The 19,033-nt window shown below is 65.8% G+C and carries 15 protein-coding genes; 9 read left to right on the top strand and 6 right to left on the bottom strand.

From position 1 onward, the window contains the following. Window positions 1–42: 42 nt before the first annotated feature. Together AC3WMU_RS05865 and AC3WMU_RS05860 are read right to left on the bottom strand one after the other, a co-directional pair. Complete coding sequence (locus tag AC3WMU_RS05865; RefSeq protein WP_424625309.1) at window positions 43–3,054, bottom strand: PAS domain-containing protein; 3,012 nt, start codon at window positions 3,052–3,054, stop codon at window positions 43–45. 72 nt (window positions 3,055–3,126) lie between these two features. Then, window positions 3,127–3,843 (bottom strand): DUF2325 domain-containing protein, encoded by a 717-nt coding sequence (locus tag AC3WMU_RS05860; protein ID WP_006222129.1) that lies wholly within the window; start codon window positions 3,841–3,843, stop codon window positions 3,127–3,129. 300 nt (window positions 3,844–4,143) lie between these two features. On the opposite strand from AC3WMU_RS05860, the gene AC3WMU_RS05855 reads away from it, so the two are divergent. Further along, complete coding sequence (locus tag AC3WMU_RS05855) at window positions 4,144–4,461, top strand: flagellar transcriptional regulator FlhD (RefSeq protein WP_006222130.1); 318 nt, start codon at window positions 4,144–4,146, stop codon at window positions 4,459–4,461. Window positions 4,462–4,466: 5 nt separating this feature from the next. On the opposite strand, the gene AC3WMU_RS05850 is transcribed toward AC3WMU_RS05855, so the two are convergent. Continuing rightward, window positions 4,467–5,744: an MFS transporter gene (locus AC3WMU_RS05850; protein WP_280026178.1), complete on the bottom strand. Its 1,278-nt coding sequence runs from the start codon at window positions 5,742–5,744 to the stop codon at window positions 4,467–4,469. Between the two features lie 105 nt (window positions 5,745–5,849). Here AC3WMU_RS05850 and AC3WMU_RS05845 point away from each other — a divergent pair, with 105 nt between their 5' ends. Beyond that, on the top strand, window positions 5,850–6,749 hold the full coding sequence (locus AC3WMU_RS05845) for a LysR family transcriptional regulator (protein WP_454677020.1): 900 nt from the start codon (window positions 5,850–5,852) through the stop codon (window positions 6,747–6,749). A gap of 156 nt (window positions 6,750–6,905) precedes the next feature. Then, window positions 6,906–8,561 (top strand): mucoidy inhibitor MuiA family protein, encoded by a 1,656-nt coding sequence (locus tag AC3WMU_RS05840; protein WP_492281971.1) that lies wholly within the window; start codon window positions 6,906–6,908, stop codon window positions 8,559–8,561. A gap of 16 nt (window positions 8,562–8,577) precedes the next feature. Here the strand turns inward: AC3WMU_RS05840 and AC3WMU_RS05835 are convergent, their stop codons facing one another. Together AC3WMU_RS05835 and AC3WMU_RS05830 are read right to left on the bottom strand one after the other, a co-directional pair. Further along, complete coding sequence (locus tag AC3WMU_RS05835) at window positions 8,578–9,888, bottom strand: ferredoxin reductase family protein (protein WP_492281970.1); 1,311 nt, start codon at window positions 9,886–9,888, stop codon at window positions 8,578–8,580. A 146-nt stretch (window positions 9,889–10,034) separates the two neighbouring features. After that, complete coding sequence (locus AC3WMU_RS05830; RefSeq protein ID WP_088587365.1) at window positions 10,035–11,255, bottom strand: EAL domain-containing response regulator; 1,221 nt, start codon at window positions 11,253–11,255, stop codon at window positions 10,035–10,037. 285 nt (window positions 11,256–11,540) lie between these two features. Between AC3WMU_RS05830 and AC3WMU_RS05825 the strand changes: the two genes are divergently transcribed. Continuing rightward, the gene (locus tag AC3WMU_RS05825; protein ID WP_006222136.1) at window positions 11,541–12,668 is read left to right on the top strand and encodes a 3-deoxy-7-phosphoheptulonate synthase; all 1,128 of its coding nucleotides are present in this window, start codon (window positions 11,541–11,543) and stop codon (window positions 12,666–12,668) included. Between the two features lie 7 nt (window positions 12,669–12,675). Here the strand turns inward: AC3WMU_RS05825 and AC3WMU_RS05820 are convergent, their stop codons facing one another. Then, on the bottom strand, window positions 12,676–13,914 hold the full coding sequence (locus AC3WMU_RS05820; RefSeq protein WP_492281969.1) for an NAD(P)/FAD-dependent oxidoreductase: 1,239 nt from the start codon (window positions 13,912–13,914) through the stop codon (window positions 12,676–12,678). Window positions 13,915–14,004: 90 nt separating this feature from the next. On the opposite strand from AC3WMU_RS05820, the gene AC3WMU_RS05815 reads away from it, so the two are divergent. The 5 genes from AC3WMU_RS05815 (at window position 14,005) to AC3WMU_RS05795 (ending at window position 18,966) form a co-directional block, all read left to right on the top strand. Further along, complete coding sequence (locus tag AC3WMU_RS05815; protein WP_492281968.1) at window positions 14,005–14,604, top strand: GNAT family N-acetyltransferase; 600 nt, start codon at window positions 14,005–14,007, stop codon at window positions 14,602–14,604. 120 nt (window positions 14,605–14,724) lie between these two features. Then, on the top strand, window positions 14,725–15,210 hold the full coding sequence (locus AC3WMU_RS05810) for a hypothetical protein (RefSeq protein ID WP_052017788.1): 486 nt from the start codon (window positions 14,725–14,727) through the stop codon (window positions 15,208–15,210). Window positions 15,211–15,555: 345 nt separating this feature from the next. Continuing rightward, window positions 15,556–16,275 (top strand): response regulator transcription factor, encoded by a 720-nt coding sequence (locus AC3WMU_RS05805; protein ID WP_088587362.1) that lies wholly within the window; start codon window positions 15,556–15,558, stop codon window positions 16,273–16,275. A gap of 10 nt (window positions 16,276–16,285) precedes the next feature. Next, window positions 16,286–17,155 (top strand): HpcH/HpaI aldolase/citrate lyase family protein, encoded by an 870-nt coding sequence (locus tag AC3WMU_RS05800; RefSeq protein ID WP_492281967.1) that lies wholly within the window; start codon window positions 16,286–16,288, stop codon window positions 17,153–17,155. 179 nt (window positions 17,156–17,334) lie between these two features. After that, window positions 17,335–18,966: an ATP-binding cassette domain-containing protein gene (locus AC3WMU_RS05795; RefSeq protein WP_081533934.1), complete on the top strand. Its 1,632-nt coding sequence runs from the start codon at window positions 17,335–17,337 to the stop codon at window positions 18,964–18,966. Window positions 18,967–19,033: the final 67 nt, after the last annotated feature.

The following is a 19,033-nucleotide window of genomic DNA, read 5'->3' as shown; positions in this document are numbered from 1 at the left end:
TTTTTTACCTGCCTTTGCAACCCTGGCATCCCACCGCCCGCGCTACCCCTGGCCTGCGCCGCCCGGCACCGCGTCGCGGGACTCGGCCAACATGTGTTGCACCCTTTGGCCCAACGCATCCAGCGAGAACGGCTTCACGATCAGTTCCATCCCCTGTTCCAGGAATCCCCGGTCATGCGCCGCGCTTTCCGCGTACCCAGTCATCAACAGCACCTTCAGCCCGGGGTGCGCCGCCCGCGCGGCATCCGCCAATTGCCGCCCGTTCAGCGCCGGAAGCCCCACGTCCGTCACCAGCAGATCGATGCCTGAGGTGCCCAGCACCAGCTCCAGCCCAGCTTCACCATCGGCTGCGGTCAGCACGCGCATACCCAATTCGGCCAGGCATTCATGCACCATGTCGCGCACGTTGTCGTCGTCTTCCACCAGGACCACCACGGAAGGCTGTCCGACGCCCGGCACCTGCTGGGCCGAAGGTTCCTGCCGCGCCGCGGCATCCGGCGCGCCGTCATACCGAGGCAGAAACAGCCTGACCGTCGTCCCCTGGCTGACTGCGCTTTCCAGCGTGGCCATGCCGCCGGCCTGTTTGGCAAAACCATAGATCATCGATAGTCCCAAGCCCGTGCCTTCCCCCAACGGCTTGGTGGTGAAGAACGGATCAAAGGCATGGGCCAACACGTCTGGCGGCATGCCGCAGCCAACGTCCGACACCGAGACTTCCACGAAGTCGCCGGCTTTCAAGCCCGGAAACTGGCGCAAGCGCATCGCATCCATGGACTGGTTCGACCCGGCGATGGTCAGTGCGCCGCCATTGGGCATGGCATCACAGGCGTTGATCACCAGGTTCAGCAAGGCGTTCTCGAACTGGTTCTTGTCGCACCGCACCGTCCACAGTGCCGGATCCAGGTCGAAGAGCAAGCGCACACGCTCGCCCGTGTAGCGATGGAACAGGTCCGCCATCGACTGCAGTGTCGATGCCACGCTGAACGGTTTCGGATCGATGGGCTGTCGCCGCGAAAAGGTCAGCAACCGCTGCGTCAAGTGCGCGGCCCGGTTCGCGGAGTCCATCGCCACGTTGATGAAGCGCCCGGCCTGCTCGGGCGTGTCGGCGTCCAGCTTGCGCTTGATCAGATATAAGGCGCCGGTGATGCCCTGGAGCATGTTGTTGAAGTCGTGCGCAATCCCTCCGGTCAGGCGCCCTACCGCTTCCATCTTCTGCGACTGCCGCAACGCCTGCTCAGTATCCCGCAGCATTTCCGCCTGCGCCTTCAGATCCGTATCGTCCCGGCCCGTCATGTACAGGCTGTCTTGCGACCAAGACATGCTCCAGGTGATCCAGCGATAGGCGCCGCCGCGAGTCAGCAATCGGTTTTCCATATGCCGCACCGCTTGCGCGGGGTCCGCATGCGCGGCCTGCGCAATGGCGGCGCGCGTGGCCGCCTGGTCGTCCGGATGCACCAGCTCGGCCAGCCCCATGGAGATGAACTGCTCCGGACTCCAGCCCAGGATGGGGCGCACGGCCGGATTGACGCTGACGAAACGTTCTTGCGCGTCGACCACCGCAAGCAACTCCGGTGACAGGCGCCAGATGCGGTCGCGCTCGGCAATGGCATGCTCGACCCGTTGCTCCAGCGTCCGGGCGTATTGAGACCGCTCGACGGCGTCGCACATGCGTTCCGTCACTTCTTCAATAAAGGTAAGATCGCCGGCTTTGAGCCGACTCGTGGACTGCGGACGCACTACCAGCGCGGCCCCCTGCCGCCCCCAGCGGCGCATGGGCACCACGATCGCAGAGGGCCGGACTTCGCCGCCTGGATCGGCCAACAGCGGTTCCACATAGGCGGTGCGTCCCTTACGCAGCGCCACCTTGAACTCTTGCCCGAACTGCCCGGGCCCAAGCGCCGGCTGCGTGGCCCGGTCCCCCTCGGACCGCCAGCACGTGGACGGCGACACCGCCGCCGCATCGTCGCCGGGCCAGTCCACCACGGCCACCAGGCCCAACGACAGATGCTGACCCAAACCTTCGCAGGCGGCCCGTTCGATTTCCGACTGGTGATGCAGTTCACGCATGCGGTCGCCCAACGACAGCAGGAAATTCTTCCGGTGCTGCCCCTCCCACAGTTCCGTCTCGGCCGCCTTGCGTGCGGTAACGTCCAGGAACAACGCCATCATGCGGTCATCGCCGTCCTTGCGTGCGCGGGCCTCGTACCAGGCCTCCTTGGGCGCCGGCACGGCGAACTCGAACTGGGTGGGCTCACCCGTTTCCACCACCTGGGCGAACGCGTCCATGATCTGGCCGGGCACTCCCGGGATCATTTCGCGCAGCGTGTGGCCCAGCGTGTCGCCTTCACGCATGCCGCTTTGGCGCTCGAAGGCCGGGTTCACCTCCAGGAAGCGAAAGTCCACGATGCGCCCGCTGTCGTCGCGCAGCGCCTCGCTCAGGAAGAAAGCTTCCTGCATGCCGTCAAACATGGCGCGCCAGCGCTGGCCGCTCGCGCGCAGCGCGGTATCGGTCAGGTGGCGCTCGATGGCCAGCGCGGCGCTGCGCGTCACCAGCGCAATGGCGTCGATATCGTCGGCCGACGGGGAACGCACGGCGCTGTAGTAGTTCGAGAACACCCCAAGCAAGCGTCCGTCCGGCGCCTTGATTGGCGTGGACCAGCACGCCCGCAATCCGTGGGCCAAGGCCAGGTCACGCCAGCGCTCCCAATCGGGATGCGAGGCGATGTCCTCCACATAGACCGCGCTGCCGGCATACGCCGCAGAGCCCCAGGAGGCCATGTGGGGCCCGATCGGCGTGCGTTGCACGGCCACATTGAATGCCGCCGGCAAGCTGGGCGCCGCCGCATGCAACAGGAAGGTCCCGGTATCGTCGATCAAGGCGATCGCCGCGCGTAATTCGACGCTGGATTGCGCCTCGATAGCGTGCAGCACGTGTTCCAGCACGTGCGCCAGCGGCATGCCCGCGGCAATCCGCTGCAGCATGATGCGTTCGTCTTCCAGACGGGCAAGCGTATCCGTCCAAGGGAGGGCTACGCGATCTTGTTTTTTCAGCATGTTTGCCCCTTTGCCAACGCCTACTGTATTGCGGGGCGGCGTCACCGTGCGGAAACGCTCGGTAACGCGACGCTACCGTTCCTGCTCGAACGCAGGTTCCCCGTCCAGGCGCAAGGCATTCAGCGCTTCGGGCTTGTCGACCAGCACGCACTGCTTGCCGGTGCGGGTGCAGTGGTCCTTGACGCGCCAATAGGCGCCGTGGCTGACGCACCCCGTCTGGCAGATAACCAGGTCGGCGGCGACCAGGCTGGCCTCCAGCGTGGCGCCGTCCGCGTCGCCTTCGCCACTGTGGCCCAGGTAACGACCGCCGGCAAGTTCAACGACCTTGCGCGTCAACATCAAGGCCATGGCGTCTTCGCCCACGCAGAGCACGGATTTCTGGCGCAGGGCCACCGCCGTCACGGCCGGTGGCGACGCCACGGCTTCTGCCAACCGTTCGACGGGTCGCGCCCGCGCCTGGCTGGCGCGGTCCTGCCAGGCCAGCCGCTCGCGCATGAGGCACTGGATGCGTTCCATCAGTTGCGTGACCCGCCGCGCCAGCGCCACCCGCTTGGGCAGGCCCGGTATGGATCCTTCCAACGCGCGATGGTCTTCGCGCGCCCAGGCCAGCGCGGTATCCCGCTGAATCACTGCGGCGCGCAGGCGCATCGCTTCGCCTTCCAGGTGCAGGATTCGCGCCGCCTGCGCACTAAGTAACTGGCTGCAATGCGATTGCGCCTGGCCGTAAGCGGCAAGCAGCGCCGCATGTTCACGCTGCAGCGTCTGGCGGTCTAGGGAGGAGGAAGTCATCGCAGGCCTCGGTTGAAACAGCCACCAGGGCGCTGCGTGCAGGAGAACCCCGCAACGCGCCACTTGGCATGCGGGCAATTATAAATGAGAATGCGTCGTTTTTATAAAATGGCCTTATGTCCGAAGCGCGCACAGGGAAATCCATAACTGACGCGCCCGAATCGCTTAAATATGATCGACAGACTCTACCGGCTCGCAAGCCCGCCCCGGGCTTGGAATAGGCGTTCCCACGAGGACGCCACGCGCCCTTCCGCTCCGGCCGCGGCCGACCGGCGGAAATTTCGAAGTCAGGGATGCCCGATGCCGAAATCCACCGAACTTCTGCGCGATATCCACGAAACCAACCTGATGTATCTGCTGCTGTTGCAGCGGCTGGCCCGCACCGGCAACGCGCCGGCGATGGCCGGCCTGCAGATATCGGCGCATGCCTGCCAATGGTTGGCCGCCCTGTCCCATGACGATCTGGCCAAGATGTCGCGATGCAGCGTGCTGCTGGCACAGCTGGACTTGGCGCCGCACCTGCTGCTGTCGGCGCTAAGCCAGGGCATCGACGCCACCCTTGCAGCGCGAACGGTCGCCGCGGCGCCCCTAGAACCGCAGGCAGCTCGACTACCCTAGCACCCTCAGGAAGACTCGCCGACGATGGCCGTGGCGCGCTTGGCGCTGCCGCCCGTGCGCCAGGCCAGCCCGGCGCTGATCACGAGCGCCAGCGTGAGCAGGCCGCCGGCCATCGCCGCCACGCCCGGCCATTGGCTGGAGGCCCAGAAATGCCCGCCCCAGGCGCCCAGCACGCTGGACCCCACGTAGTACACCAGCAGGTACAGCGACGCGGCCAGCGCCTTGTAGCCGCGCGCCATCTGCCCGACCCACCCGCTGGCCACCGCATGCGCCGCGAAAAACCCGAACGTAAAGAGGACGATGCCGGCGATCAGCACGGGCAATGAATCAGACAGCGTCAGCAGCAGGCCGGCCAGCGCCAGGCCCGTGGCCGCGGACAGCATCGCGCCCCGGCCATGGCGGTCGGCAAGCCGGCCGAAGAACGTCGACGCGAAAATTCCCACCAGATACACGACGAAGATGAAGCCAATGAAGGTCTGGCTCAGCGAGAACGGCGGCAGCAGCAGGCGGAAGCCCACATAGTTATAGAGCGTGACGAATGCGCCCATCAGCAAGCCGCCCATCGCGAACAACGCGCACAGCGGGCCGTTCTTCAGATGGGCGCTGACGCCGGCGCGCACGTCGCCCGCCACGCCCGCCCAGCCCCGGCCGCGTTGCGGCGCAAAGCGGCGCGAAGGCGGCAGCAGCCAGACGAACAACACGGCAGCCACAATGCCCAGCAAGCCCAGCGTGCCCATCGCCGCCCGCCAGCCGAAGTGGTCGGACACCAAGCCCGTGATGACGCGGCCTGACAGGCCGCCAAAGGCGCTGCCGCTGATGTACAGGCCCATGACGAAGCCCAGCGTGTCCGGTTCGACCTCTTCGGCCAGATAGGCCATCGCCACCGCGGGCACGCCGCCCATCGCCACGCCTTGCAAGGCGCGCAGCGCCAACAGGCTGTGCCAATCCGGTGCCACCGCCGCGATCGTGCCCAGCACGGCCGACGCAACCAAGGACAACGCCATCACCCGCTTGCGCGGCAGCGATTGCGAGAACAGCCCCACAAAGAAAATCGCCACAGCCAGGAGCCCCGTGCACAGCGACAGGACCAAGCTGCTTTGCGCGGGTGACACGCCGAACGCCTGCGTGAACAGCGGCATCAGCGGCTGTACGCAATACAGCAGGGAAAAGGTGGAAAAGCCGGCAGCGAACAGCGCCCATTGCGCACGGCGCAACCCGGGCGTGCCCCGGGCAAGATAGTCGGTGGGGGCCGGGGAGGAAGAGTTGGCGGAGGGGGTAGACATCAGGATTCTCGAAAGGCATCGGGCGTAGAGCCCGCCCCATCAAAGTAGACTTTTCCCCTGCATATGTCCAATATATGAAACTCACAGAGCCCATACTTTAAACCGATGGAACTCCGCCACTTGCGTTACTTCACCGCCGTCGCTGAAGAACTGCACTTCACCCGCGCGGCCGCCCGTCTGGGCATCGGGCAACCGCCGCTCAGCCAGCAGATCCAACAACTGGAACGCGAAATCGGCACGCCGCTGTTCCTGCGTCTGCCGCGAGGGGTGGAAATGACCGAGGCCGGCGTCCAGTTCCTGGAAGACGCCCGCGCCATCCTGGCAAGCGCCGACCGTGCCATCGACACCGCCCGCCGGCTTGGCCGCGGCGAACGCGGCGCCCTCACCGTGGGGTTCACCGCATCGGCCGTGTTCCACCCTTACCTGCCGCGCGCCATCCGCGCCTTCCGCGACCGCTATCCCGATGTGCGCGTCACGCTCACGGAAAGCAACACCATTTCGCTGCTGCGTGGTCTGCGGCTGGGCGAGGTGGACGTCGCCTTCGTGCGTCCGCCCTACCTGTTGGACGCCGAATTCGAATCCGAGCGGGTGCTGGACGAGCCGATGCTGGTCGCCCTGCCGCCCGACCATCCCTTGAGCCGCCTGACCAGCGTGCCCATCGCAGCGCTGGCCGACCAGGATTTCGTGCTGTATCCGCGCCCCATCGGCGCAGGGCTGTACGACGCCATCCAATCCGCCTGCCAGCGGGCGGGATTCGCCCCGCGTGTGATCCAGGAGGCGCCGCAGATGGCATCCATCGTCAGCCTGGTCGCCGCCGGCGTCGGGATCTCGGTCGTGCCCGCGGCGATGCGCCACATGGGCGCCGAAGGCATCGAGTACCGGCCCATCGCCGGCGACGCCCCGCACGCCTTGCTGGACATGGCCTACCGGCGGCACGACCGTTCGATCGCGGCCGTCAACGCCGTCGACATGTTGCGTCGCCTGGCCCATCCCGAACGGGCTTGAGCGACGGCGCAAAAATGGGGCGGTATCGCCCTGTCGCTTTTGTCATCTTCTGTAAAGCCAGCCGGAAAGACGCGGAGTAAATTGTCGCGCTATCGGCGATCCGTCCCTGAACCGGGCCGCAGCCTTGCCGACCTCAACCTTCCTACAGGTGACTTAGTGCGACGTACCCTTCTGGCCTTGGCCATCGCAACGATTCCCGGCTTGGGCGCAGCCGCCGGGCTGGCTTCCTCGATCGGCGCAGTGACGGTCTATCAAGACCGCGCGGTGGTGACCCGGTCGGCCAGCAGCGAGCTTGCCGCCGGCGAACACGAACTGGTGCTGGAGAACCTGCCGGTCACGTTGCAGGAGAGTTCGCTGCAAGTGTCGGCCAAGAGCACCGGCCAAGCCTCGCTGCTGGACGTCAAGGTGCGTGACGCCTACCAGGCCGACACCGCCAATGAACGAGTCCGCACGCTGCAGGAGCAATTGCGCAAGCTCGAGGCCCAGCAAGCCGAACTGGACGACGAAGCCGCCGTGCTGGACAACCAGCGCGAACTGGTCTTGATGATGCAGCGCGGCGCGACTGAACCCGCCAAGGAAGGCGCCCGCCTGACCCTGGACGAATTGAAGGCGCTCCAGACGCTTAGCGCCGACAGCCTGGGCAAGACGCTGGCCAGCCTGCGTCAGGTCGCCGAACGCAAGACCGTGCTGGAACGCGAAATAGAAGCGCTGCACGACCAATTGAACGTCCTGCAAGGGCAGTTAAGCCGCCGCACCAAGACGGTCACGCTGCGTGTGAACCTGGCGCGTGCGGGCAAGGTGGACCTGGCGGTGTCGTATGCCGTGGGCGGCGCCCGCTGGACGCCCGCCTACGACGCCCGGTTGCGCCCGGCGGACCGCAGCGTGGACCTGGGCTACTTCGGCGTCATCAGCCAGAACACCGGCGAAGACTGGAAGAACGTCAAGCTGACCTTGTCCACCGCTCGGCCCTCGCTGGGCGGCGGCGCGCCGCCCCTGCAACCGTGGATCATCGATGTGGCGCCCCCGCCTCCGCCGCCTCGGCCGCCCCGCCCCGTCGCCGCGCCCGCTCCCGTCACGAGCGAGATGTCGATGAAGCGCTCGCGCCCGAGCTCAGCCGCCGAAGCCTATGCCGACGCCGCCATGCCCGAACCGGCGCCCGAAGCCGTGGAGGTGTCCACCGCCCAGATGCAGAACGAGGCGACCAGTGCCTCGTTCCAGATCAAGAATCCGGCCACCCTGCCCTCGGACAACTCCTCGCAACGTGTCGCCATCGCAACCGCCAAGCTGCCGGCCACGCTGCAATACCAGTCCACGCCCGCACTGCGCGAGGCCGTCTTCCTGACCGCGCAAGCCAGCAACAATACGGACTTCCCGTTCCTGGCCGGCCCGCTCAATACCTTCCTGGATGACGCTTTCGTGGCATCAAGCCGCATCAAGGCGGTCATGCCCGGCGAAAAGGTCGAACTGGCCATGGGCGCGGACGATGGCATTTCCATCAAACGCCAGTTGGTGAACCGCTTTACCGAAAGCACGGGGTTTTCTGGCAGCGGAAAACGCGTGACCTATGAGTACAAGATCACGGTCAAGAACAACAAGGCTACGAAGGAACAGCTCGTGTTCAAGGACCGCCTGCCGGTCTCGCGCAACGAGAAGATCGTGGTCAAGCTGCTGTCGCCCGCCGACCGCGACGTCAAGCGTGAAGAAGACGGCAAGCTCGCTTGGGAATGGGAACTGGAACCCGGCAAATCGCGCGAGACCGTGCTGAAGTTCTCGGTGGATTACCCGGGCGACGTCGACGTATCCGGTATCTGAATTCCTAGGACGGGTCTTAGCGCATCTGGAACGCTTCCTGGTGAAACAAGCGGCGCACCGGCATTCCCCGCCGGTGCAGCCCATCTTTCAGCGCATCGGCGAAGCCGTTGGGCCCGCAAAACCACACACTCGGCCAAGGCGCCCCGGCGATATGGCCCTTCAGTAGATCGGCGGCCGTCAACGGCCGTTGCCCCTCGCTGTACCACACACGCAGCGCCACCCGGGGGACCTGTGCACAAAGTGTCTCCAGCTTCCGTGCGAACGGCGCCTCGGCCTCGTTGCGCGCACAGTAGTACAGCGCCGCCTGCGGAGCACGTTCCGGCTCGGCCTGCAACGACTCCAGCCAAGATATGAATGGCGTCACACCGATGCCCGCGGCCACCCATATTTGCGGACGGCCGTCATCTTGCTGCAAGTCGAAGCAGCCATACGGCCCCTCCACCATCACCGCCTGTCCCGGCTTCAGACTGGTCTGGAGCCGCCGAGTGTAGTCTCCCAGCGCCTTGATGGAGAACTGCACACGCCCCGTGCCGTCATCTGCACCCGATACCGTGAAGGGATGCGCGCCTTCGCGGCGATCGGCCGTCAGGAAGGCGAACTGGCCGGCGCGGTGGTGCCAATCCCCCTCGACCCTGCAGGTCAGCGACAGAATGTCGTCGGACAGCGGGTCGACCGATAGCACCAACCCCTTATGCCGCCTGGCTCTCCCGATCAAGCCGGTCAACGCCATGACGGCACAGACACTGCCCACGGCAGTCGCTGCCGCCACCAGCCATCCCGCAGGTTGCCACCACCAGGCAGCGGGCGTCAGCACTACCCCATGAAACGCGACCACCAGGAACACGACAGCCGCGATGCGGTGCACCTGCCGCCACAGATGATAGGGAAACCGCCGCCAAAGCGTCAGCACGACCAATGCCACCAAAATCCAGACCGCCCATTCCCCGATGTCCTTGGCGGACCCGCGGAACATGTCCAACCAAGCCGTCGCGCGTGGCGTCTTGGGCACGGGCTCGAACAGCGCAAGCAGCAGCGGTTTGCCTATCTTGACCAGGTAGTGTGCGGCGGCAAGGGCCGTCGCCAGGATGCCGCTCCACTTATGCAAGCGGTACATTTTGTCCAGGCCACCCAGCCTGGATTCGATCCACTGCGGCCGCACCGCCAGTAGCATGATCAGGGCCATCAGGGCGTAGGCGCCCAGGCCCGTCAACAGGATGAGCTGGTCGCGCAGGGTCCAGATATTGAATTCAGCCGGTGGATTCGTCCAGACCGTGCCGGTCCAGGCCAGCAGGGACAACAGCAGGACGGCGGCAAGTATGCGTCGCATCGATTCACCACTCCAGGGAAACCCTCAAACAGCTTCCATGGTAGTAGCTCGCGGACCACCTAGCCCCTGCGCGACCCGCCCACTTTGATCCCGGTCAATACGGCCAGCTATCCATGCTGACGGGCGGCGGCCGCTGCCGCCCGGCCTCAGTGCCGGCGGCAAAAATCGATGAACGCCTCGGCATCCAGCGGCACGGACAGCCCGTAGCCCTGCGCGACGTCGCAGCCCAGCTCCCGCAACAACTGCACGTCGCGGTCTTGCTCAACGCCTTCTGCCACCACGCGCCGCCCCAGCACGCGGCCCATTTCGATGGCCGCGGCCACTACCGCCCGCGAGGCCGCTTCGCGATGCATGTGCACGATGAAGTCGCGGTCGATCTTCAATTCGGTGAACGGCATGGCGGAAAACAGCCGCATCGACGCGATGCCTGCGCCGAAATCATCCATCGCCAGTTCAAAGCCCCGCACCCGCAACAGGTTCAGCACCGACGACAGTGCCAACCAGTCATTGACGGGTTCGTCCTCGGTCAGTTCGATCTTCACCAGCCGGGCCGGCAGCCCCGCCTGCGCCACGCGCTTTTCCAGCAGCGTGGGCAAGTCGCGGGAGCACAGCGTGGACGACGACGCATTGATGGCGATTGGCACGGCGATGTCCTCGGCATGCATGCGCTGCAATACCTCGATAACCCGGTCTACAACCCGCAGGAACAGCATCCGGTCCATACCCAGGCGATGCGCGGCCGGCACGAAGTCGGCCGCGGAAATCGGGCCCAGTTCGGGGTGATCCCAACGCGAGAGCGCTTCGGCCGCCAGTACTTGGCCCGTCACCAGGCTCATCTGCGGTTGCAGCACCACGCTCATACCCTGGCCGGTGATCAGGGCGCGCCCGAGTTCCGCCTCGATCACGTCGCGCCGCACGGAGGGCTGGCGTGGCGATATTACGTCATCGGCGGACAGCAGCGCCGTCTTGATCGCCTGCTGCATGGACGTGCGCGATACGGGCTTGGACAGGGCCTGCGCCGACGGACAGCCCGCTTGCAGCGCCAGCCGCACATGGGACTGCAGCAGCTCGTCGCTCAGGCTGCTGATCCAGATGATGGGAGGCATGGCTTTGAGCCGCCCGACGTCGACAAGCCGGCGCAGTTCGTTGGGCAGATGCGTGCCGTCGCCATCGCCCATGACGATGTCGCTGATGACCAGGTCGTAGAACTGTCGGCCCAGCGCGCCGACGGCTTCGGTGCTGCTTCCCACGCCGGCGACCCGGCGATATCCCAACGCTAACAGCATGTTCTGCAGGTAAGCGCGCTCGACCGGGTGGTCTTCAACCAGAAGAATCCGTCGAGCCGCTCCGGCGTCGGTTTTAGGCATTACGTTCCGTCCTAGCTTATAGGGCGGGCCTTTGCAGGCGACCGCTTGAAATCCGTGGACTCCATCCTACGGCATCTGCAACCGATCTGTCGTTATCGAGAACGGTTTAGTGCCATTTCCATGCCGATAGGCTTAGGTTTTGGAGCATCTTCCGCCGATAGGCCCGCCTCCGTTCGGACGCCCGCCACGCCCGGACTCGGCCAGACGGCCCCCACCGCCCGGCGCACCGCGGCGGCGCCGGTGCGATAATGGCAGTCTTTACGCATCTACGGCACGGAGCATCCCTTGACCCGCATTGACGACCCCCAGCACGACCGCGAGGTCGGTACGGCCGACTCGACCCAGGACAACACGCGCACCGACGACACGCGCATCAGTGCAGTGCGTCCGCTGATTTCGCCCGCGCTGCTCCAGGACGAACTGCCCGTTTCCCCCGCCATCCAGACGCTGGTCGAAGACAGCCGCACGCAGATCGCCGACGTGCTGCATGGCCGCGATGACCGCCTTCTGATCGTGGTCGGCCCCTGCTCGATCCACGACCATGGGCAGGCGATGGAATACGCCCGCCAGTTGCGCGCCGCCGTGGACCAGCACAAGAAAGACCTGCTGATCGTCATGCGCGTCTATTTTGAAAAGCCCCGTACCACCGTCGGCTGGAAGGGCTATATCAACGACCCGCGCCTGGACGGCAGCTTCCGCATCAATGAAGGCCTGCGCCGCGCCCGCGAACTGCTGCTGGACATCAGCGGCCTGGGCCTGCCGATCGCCACCGAATTCCTGGACCTGCTCAGCCCGCAATACATCGCTGATCTGATCGCCTGGGGCGCCATCGGCGCGCGCACCACTGAAAGCCCCAGCCATCGCCAGTTGAGCTCGGGCCTGAGCTGCCCGCTGGGCTTCAAGAACGGCACCGACGGCGGCGTGCAGATCGCTGCGGACGCCATGGTGGCCGCCAGCGCCAAGCACGCCTTCATGGGCATGACCAAAATGGGCATGGCCGCCATCTTCGAAACCCGCGGCAACCAGGACACCCATGTGATTCTGCGCGGCGGCAAGCAAGGACCCAATTACGACGCCGCCAGCGTGGACGCCTGTTGCGCCGCCCTGCGCGCCGCCGGCCAGCGCGAACAGGTCATGATCGACTGCTCGCACGCCAACTCGAACAAGTCGCACCTGCGCCAGATCGACGTGGCCAACGACATCGCCGCGCAGCTTGCCCAAGGCGATGCCCGCATCACCGGCGTCATGATCGAAAGCCACCTTGAAGAGGGTCGCCAGGACTTGAAGCCTGGCCAGCCGCTGCGCCGCGGCGTATCGATCACCGATGCCTGCCTGGGCTGGTCCCAGACCGAACCGGTGCTGGACACCCTGGCGCTCGCCGTGCGCAAACGCCGCGAAAAGGCCTCGGCCTGATCCTGCGTCAGCGGCGCAAGCCGTAAGGCGCCGGATCCATATCCGGCGCCTGCCCCGTGATCAGGCTGGCCAGCAGCTTGCCGGTCACCGGGCCAAGCGTAAAGCCGTGATGCGCATGGCCGAATGCCATCCACAGCCCGGGGTGCCGGAGCGCGGGCCCGATCACCGGACGCATGTCTGGCATGCAGGGGCGGCAACCCATCCACGGTTCGTGCTCGACCGCCGCGCCCAAGGGCAGCAACTGCCCGGCCAACACCCGCGTCCGCTGGACCTGGATGGGCGACGGCGGCGCGTCGCGCGCCGCGAACTCCGCCCCCGTCGTCAGCCGCACGCCCAGCGTCATCGGCGTCACGACGAATCCGCAATCGATATCCGCCACCGGGTGCGATAAGGTCGCCCCGTCTTCCAGCGCGAAGTGCTGGTGGTAGCCCCGTTTGACCGCCATTGGAATGCGATAGCCCAATGGCCGCAAGACATCGGGCGACCATGGCCCCAGCGCCACGACCACGTCGCGCGCTTCGATCACCCCTTCCTCGCCCTGCACCTGCCAGCCCTTGCCCGGGGCCGGCTTCAGGCTGCGCGCGTCGCCCCTGGCAAGCTGCCCCCCACGCTGCTGGAACAAGGCGGCGTAGCCCCGAGTCACGGCGCCGGGATCCGACACGTTGACGGGGTCCAGCCAATGGACCGCGCCCACCATCCGCGCAGACAGCGAGGGCTCCAGCGCCGCCAGCGCCTGCCGGTCCAATACTCGGTAATTCAAACCATAGGGAGCCAGGGCGTCGGCCTCGGCGATGGCACGCGCCAAGCCGGCTTCGGTGCGCACACCGTCGATCCAGCCGTTGCGGCGGAACAGGTGCGAGATCTGCGCGTCGTCTTTCAAGGCATCATGCTCGGCCACGCTGCGCTCGATCAACGGCAACATCATGTCGGCCGCGCGGGCTAGCCGCGCCGGCGACGAATGCCACCAGTAGCGCAACAGCCAAGGCGCCACGCGCGGCAAGAAGCGCGGGTGATAGCTGACGTCCGGCGTGTTGTTCCGCGCATAGCGCCACAGGCTGCGCCAATCGCGCGGAAACGCATAGGGTATGACGCTGGCGCGTTCGATCAGTCCGGCATTGCCATAACTGGTTTCCTCGCCCGGACCGCGCCGGTCCAAGAGCACCACGGATCGCCCGCGCGCCACCAGATGCAGCGCGGTGCTGACCCCGATGATGCCCGCCCCAAGAACCACGACGTCTGTTTTCATGCGCCGGATTCTGCGCCAGGCGCCCGGGTTCGGCAAGCCTGCGGCAAGCGTAGAATCCAACGCTGCACACGCTCGCTTCCGGACTTCGACATGCCCCTTCCCTTGCTGCAACCCGTCACGCTTGAAGGCGACGTCGTCCGCCTGGAACCGCTGGCGATCGAACACGCCGACGCCCTGGCCGAAGTCGGCCTGCATCCCGAACTTTGGCGCTTGCAGCCCGAACCCATCTCCAGCGCCGACGACATGCGGCGTTACGTCGAGCGCGCGCTGGCCGGGCAACGCGACGGCGCCTGTCTGCCTTTTGTCATCGTGCAGCAAAGCTCCGGGCAGATCATCGGCACCACGCGCTACATGGACCTCGCGCTGGCGCACAAACGGCTGGAAATCGGGGCAACGTGGCTCACGCCGGCCGTCCAGCGCTCTGGCGCCAATACCGAAGCCAAATTCCTATTGTTGCAGCACGCCTTTGAAACAATTGGTATCATACGCGTCGTCTTCAAGACGGAGCTAAGCAACGCGCAGTCGCGTCAAGCCATTCTCCGGATCGGCGGCGTCGAAGAGGGCGTGTTCCGCAAACACCTGATCGCGCAGTCGGGACGCACCCGCGACATGGTCTATTACGCCATCCTCGACGAGGATTGGCCATCGGTGAAGGCACGCCTGAAGGCGCGCTTGCACCGGCCACAATAGCGCCGCGCGCATTACGCTCTTTTCGCAGCCGGTTTCCGCGTTCATTAGAACCGGGGCCGTTATCGCAGGACCGGTGAGTCGCGGGCGCCCAATGCCCGCGCCGCCATTTTCAAGTCAGGTATGGACTCTTCTCCCCTCCTCCCGGCCGCAGGCTCCCAGGCGCGCCACACCATATTCCTCTACACGGAAGAACAGCGGGGCAACCAGTTGGTCGAGTCGCCGGTCATCGGCATGCTGTCCGATGTATCGGGCTCCGACAAGCTGGTAGTGGTGCAGGACCCGCACAGCGGCCTGAAGTTCATCTATCGCGTCGACCACGAAAGCAGCAACCTGGATGCCGCCGCCATCACCGAGCAAGACCCTGCCTCGTTCAACGGCAAGACCTCGGTGCAGATCAATGCGATGTCGTACCGCCTGGGCACCGTCGAAAATGCCATGAAGCTGCTGCGCGGCAAAACTCAGTGGATCCAGGACAAAGGGGCCGTGCTGTCGGTATTGCTGCAAAATGCCGCCGCCCGCAAGACGCGCTTCTCTGCCGTGCGCATCGAGCGAGACCGCATGCGCAAGGTGCCACAGGGCGTTCCTGTGGAATACCTGCCTACATAAATAGGATGGCGCCAGACGGGCGTGTCTTATCCACAATTTCTGTGGATAAGACACGCCCGTCTGCATGATGACCGGCCGTTCAAGCGACCGCGCACGGGGCTGCGCATTTTTTGATCAATCCAAAGTTCTTTGCGAGCGGATGACATCCCGCACACGTGCCGCACCGCCACAAACGAGGAAGTGATATTCTCCGCAAGCGCCGACGATACAAAACGTATCGCGCCCCTTGGCCGGCGCACCCGCCCGCAGCGGACTCCCCCAAACAAGAAGCCGTAGCATGACAACAGCAAAAAGCGTGCTTGCCGTTGGAGCGCCTCGCGTGCAAGCGCGGGGGCCTTCCACGCCGTGACGATCATCATCGTCGACGACCATGGAGACTGGCGCGACACCATCGCCGAATACATCCAGGACCTGGGCCTGGACAAAGCCATCCTCACCGCGGGCTCGCTGGCAGAGCTGGATCAGCTATTGCTGACCGTCACGCCCGGCATCCTGGTGCTGGACGCCATGCTTCCCGACGGCGACGCGCTGACCCGGGTGTCGCATCTGCGCACGACCTATCCGTCAATGGGCATCATCATGCTGACCGGCCGGCTGCTCAGCGAAGACAAGGTGTCGGGCTTGAGCCTGGGCGCCGACCACTATCTGACCAAGCCCGTCAACCTGGCCGAGTTGGGCGCTACCCTGGTGTCGCTGTCGCGCCGACTGCGCGTCGTGCGGCCCGCCGATGCCAACGACGCGCAGTCCGATGCCTGGCGTTTCGATCCTTCGCGCCGGACGCTGATGTCCCCCAACCAGGTCTGCGTCGACATTACCGATACCGAAAGCCGGCTGATCGGCGCGCTGATCCAGGCCGCGCCACTGCCCCTGTCGCGCGGCCGGCTGGTTGAAGCGCTCGGCGCCAGCGCCGACGCTTACGACACCCACCGCCTGGATGCGCACATGCACCGACTGCGCCGCAAGCTGCGCGCGCAAGCTGGCGGCGACATGGGCATTCGCACCGTGTATGGCGTAGGCTACGTCTGCACCACGCCCGTACAGATCGTCGGCAACCTCAAGCCCTGACACGCCTCTTATGACGCTACCTATCCGCCCTCGCCGCTCCGTCCTCTACATGCCCGGCGCCAATGCGCGCGCGCTGGATAAAGCGCGCAGCCTGGACGCCGATGCGCTGATCCTGGACCTGGAGGACGCGGTGGCGCCCGACGCCAAGGCTGCGGCCCGCGAACAAGTCGCGCGCGCGTTGCGCGAAGGCGGCTACGGCCGTCGCGAATGCATCGTGCGCATCAATGCGCTGGACACACCATGGGGCCAGGACGACGTCGACGCCATCGCGCAAGCCGGCGCCCACGCCGTGTTGCTGCCCAAGGTGCAATCCGCCGGCCAACTTGCCGCGCTGGCGCAGGCGTTGGACGCCGCCGGCGCGCCACCCGATCTGCCCTTGTGGGCCATGGCGGAAACCCCGCTGGGCTTCCTGCGCCTGGATGCGATCGCGGGCGGGCATCCGCGGCTGGCCGCCATCGTGGTCGGCACCTCCGACCTGGTCAAGGACCTGCACGCGCGCCACACGCCGGCGCGCGAAGAAACGCTGCTGGCGCGTTCAATGGCCGTGATGGCTGCCCGTGCGCACGGCCTGGCGGTGCTGGACGGCGTGCATCTCGATTTGCAGGACGACGCGGGCCTTGCCGCCGCCTGCCGCCAAGGACGCGATCAGGGCTTTGACGGCAAGACGCTGATTCACCCCAAACAGATTGCCGCCGCGAATGACGCGTTCGCGCCCACCGAAGCGGAGCTGGCCACCGCCCGCAAGCGCCTGGATGCCTGGCGCGCCGCACAAGCCGCAGGCCAGGGCGTTGCCGTGGTCGATGGCGCGCTGGTGGAAAACCTGCACGCGCAGGAAGCCGAACGCCTGTTGGCGCTGGCCGCCGCCATCACGGTACAATAGCGCCCACGACTGGACGGCGGCTTTGATTGGCCGCCCTTCTATTTCGCCTTTCGCGCCCGACTGCACCCATCAGTTCGCCAGCCTCGCGCGCGATCCCGCCCCGGTTCCCTTTTTTGCGCCGCGCCTTGTGGCGGGAGCCTTGCCGCGCGCCTGACGCGCCATCCCCAGCCACACGATTCATGATCCGCTTCCAACAAGTTTCACTCATGCGCGGCGTCAAGCCCTTGCTAGACAAGGTCGACCTGCTGCTGAACCCCGGCGATAAGATCGGCCTGATCGGCGCCAACGGCGCCGGCAAGTCGAGCCTGTTCGGCCTGCTGCGCGGCACGCTGCACGCCGACCAGGGCGACCTGGACTACCCGTCCAGTTGGCGCATGGCCTACGTGGCCCAGGAAACCCCCGCGCTGGACCGCCCCGCCATCGAATATGCGATCGACGGCGACGTCACGCTGCGCAAACTGGAAGCGGAACTGGCGGCGCTGGAAGCCGAACCGGAAAGCGCCGAGAACGGCCTGCGCATGGGCGACATCTACGCCGCGCTGGCCGACGCGGACGCCTACACGGTGCACTCGCGCGCCGAACAGCTCCTGACCGGCCTGGGCTTCACGCAAGCGCAGATGCATCTGCCGTTGACGAGCTTCTCGGGCGGCTGGCGCATGCGCCTGAACCTGGCGCAAGCGCTGATGTGCCCGTCCGACCTGCTGCTGCTGGACGAGCCCACCAACCACTTGGACCTGGACGCGATCATCTGGCTGGAAGACTGGCTCAAGCGCTATCCGGGCACGCTCATCGTCATTTCGCACGATCGCGATTTCCTGGATGGCGTGGTGAACGTCATCGTGCACATCGACGAACGCAAGCTCAAGCGCTACTCGGGCAACTACTCGTCGTTCGAGCGCCAACGTGCCGCCCAGCTGGAATTGGCCCAGGGCATGATGGAAAAACAGATGCGCCAACGCTCGCACCTGCAGTCCTTCATCGACCGCTTCAAGGCCCAGGCCAGCAAGGCCCGCCAAGCGCAGAGCCGCATCAAGGCGCTGGCCCGCATGGAAGAAGTGGCGCCGCTGCGCGCGGCCGCGGAATTCTCGTTCGAATTCCGCGAACCCCTGCGCGCGCCGAACCCGCTCTTGACGATGGACAAGGTCAGCGCGGGCTATCGTGTCGAAGACGAAGACACGCAAGCCGTGTCCGACAAGATCATCGTGTCGGGCATCAATTTCTCATTGCAGGCAGGCCAGCGCATCGGGCTGCTGGGCATCAACGGCGCGGGCAAGTCCACCTTCATCAAGACCATCGCCGGCGACCTCGAATCACTGGCGGGCGACACGCAGTTCAACAAGGGCCTGTCCATCGGCTACTTTGCCCAGCACCAGGTCGAAATGCTGCGCCACGACGAATCCCCGCTGTGGCACATGATGAAGATCGCGCCCACCGTGCGCGAACAGGAACTGCGCAACTTCCTGGGCAGCTTCAACTTCAACGGCAACATGGCCACCAGTTCCATCGCCCCGTTCTCCGGAGGCGAAAAGGCCCGGCTGGCGCTGGCGCTGATCGTCTGGCAACGCCCCAACCTGCTGCTGCTGGATGAGCCCACCAACCACCTGGACCTGGAAACGCGCGAAGCGCTGACTACCGCGCTGGCGCAATTCGAAGGCACGCTGATGCTCGTCTCGCACGATCGCCACCTGCTGCGCGCGACCACCGATGAGTTCATCATCGTGGCCGATGGCGCCGTCAGCCCCTTCGACGGTGACCTGGACGACTACAAAGACTGGCTGTACAAGACCAAATTGGCCGCCAAAGCCGCCTGATCGCGTTACAATCCCGCGAATTGCCCGCACCGGTCTTCAATCGAACTGGTACGGGCAACCTTCAACC

Source organism: Achromobacter sp. FW305-C-13 (assembly GCF_058783475.1).
This window is presented reverse-complemented; position numbering and strand designations above follow the sequence as displayed.

Excerpts from the sequence above, each read along its gene's own strand:
- AC3WMU_RS05865 (WP_424625309.1), bottom strand. The coding sequence starts at position 3,054 with ATGCTGAAAAAACAAGATCGCGTAGCCCTCCCTTGGACGGATACGCTT.
- AC3WMU_RS05860 (WP_006222129.1), bottom strand. The coding sequence starts at position 3,843 with ATGACTTCCTCCTCCCTAGACCGCCAGACGCTGCAGCGTGAACATGCG.
- AC3WMU_RS05855 (WP_006222130.1), top strand. The coding sequence starts at position 4,144 with ATGCCGAAATCCACCGAACTTCTGCGCGATATCCACGAAACCAACCTG.
- AC3WMU_RS05850 (WP_280026178.1), bottom strand. The coding sequence starts at position 5,744 with ATGTCTACCCCCTCCGCCAACTCTTCCTCCCCGGCCCCCACCGACTAT.
- AC3WMU_RS05845 (WP_454677020.1), top strand. The coding sequence starts at position 5,850 with ATGGAACTCCGCCACTTGCGTTACTTCACCGCCGTCGCTGAAGAACTG.
- AC3WMU_RS05835 (WP_492281970.1), bottom strand. The coding sequence starts at position 9,888 with ATGCGACGCATACTTGCCGCCGTCCTGCTGTTGTCCCTGCTGGCCTGG.
- AC3WMU_RS05830 (WP_088587365.1), bottom strand. The coding sequence starts at position 11,255 with ATGCCTAAAACCGACGCCGGAGCGGCTCGACGGATTCTTCTGGTTGAA.
- AC3WMU_RS05820 (WP_492281969.1), bottom strand. The coding sequence starts at position 13,914 with ATGAAAACAGACGTCGTGGTTCTTGGGGCGGGCATCATCGGGGTCAGC.
- AC3WMU_RS05815 (WP_492281968.1), top strand. The coding sequence starts at position 14,005 with ATGCCCCTTCCCTTGCTGCAACCCGTCACGCTTGAAGGCGACGTCGTC.
- AC3WMU_RS05810 (WP_052017788.1), top strand. The coding sequence starts at position 14,725 with ATGGACTCTTCTCCCCTCCTCCCGGCCGCAGGCTCCCAGGCGCGCCAC.
- AC3WMU_RS05800 (WP_492281967.1), top strand. The coding sequence starts at position 16,286 with ATGACGCTACCTATCCGCCCTCGCCGCTCCGTCCTCTACATGCCCGGC.
- AC3WMU_RS05795 (WP_081533934.1), top strand. The coding sequence starts at position 17,335 with ATGATCCGCTTCCAACAAGTTTCACTCATGCGCGGCGTCAAGCCCTTG.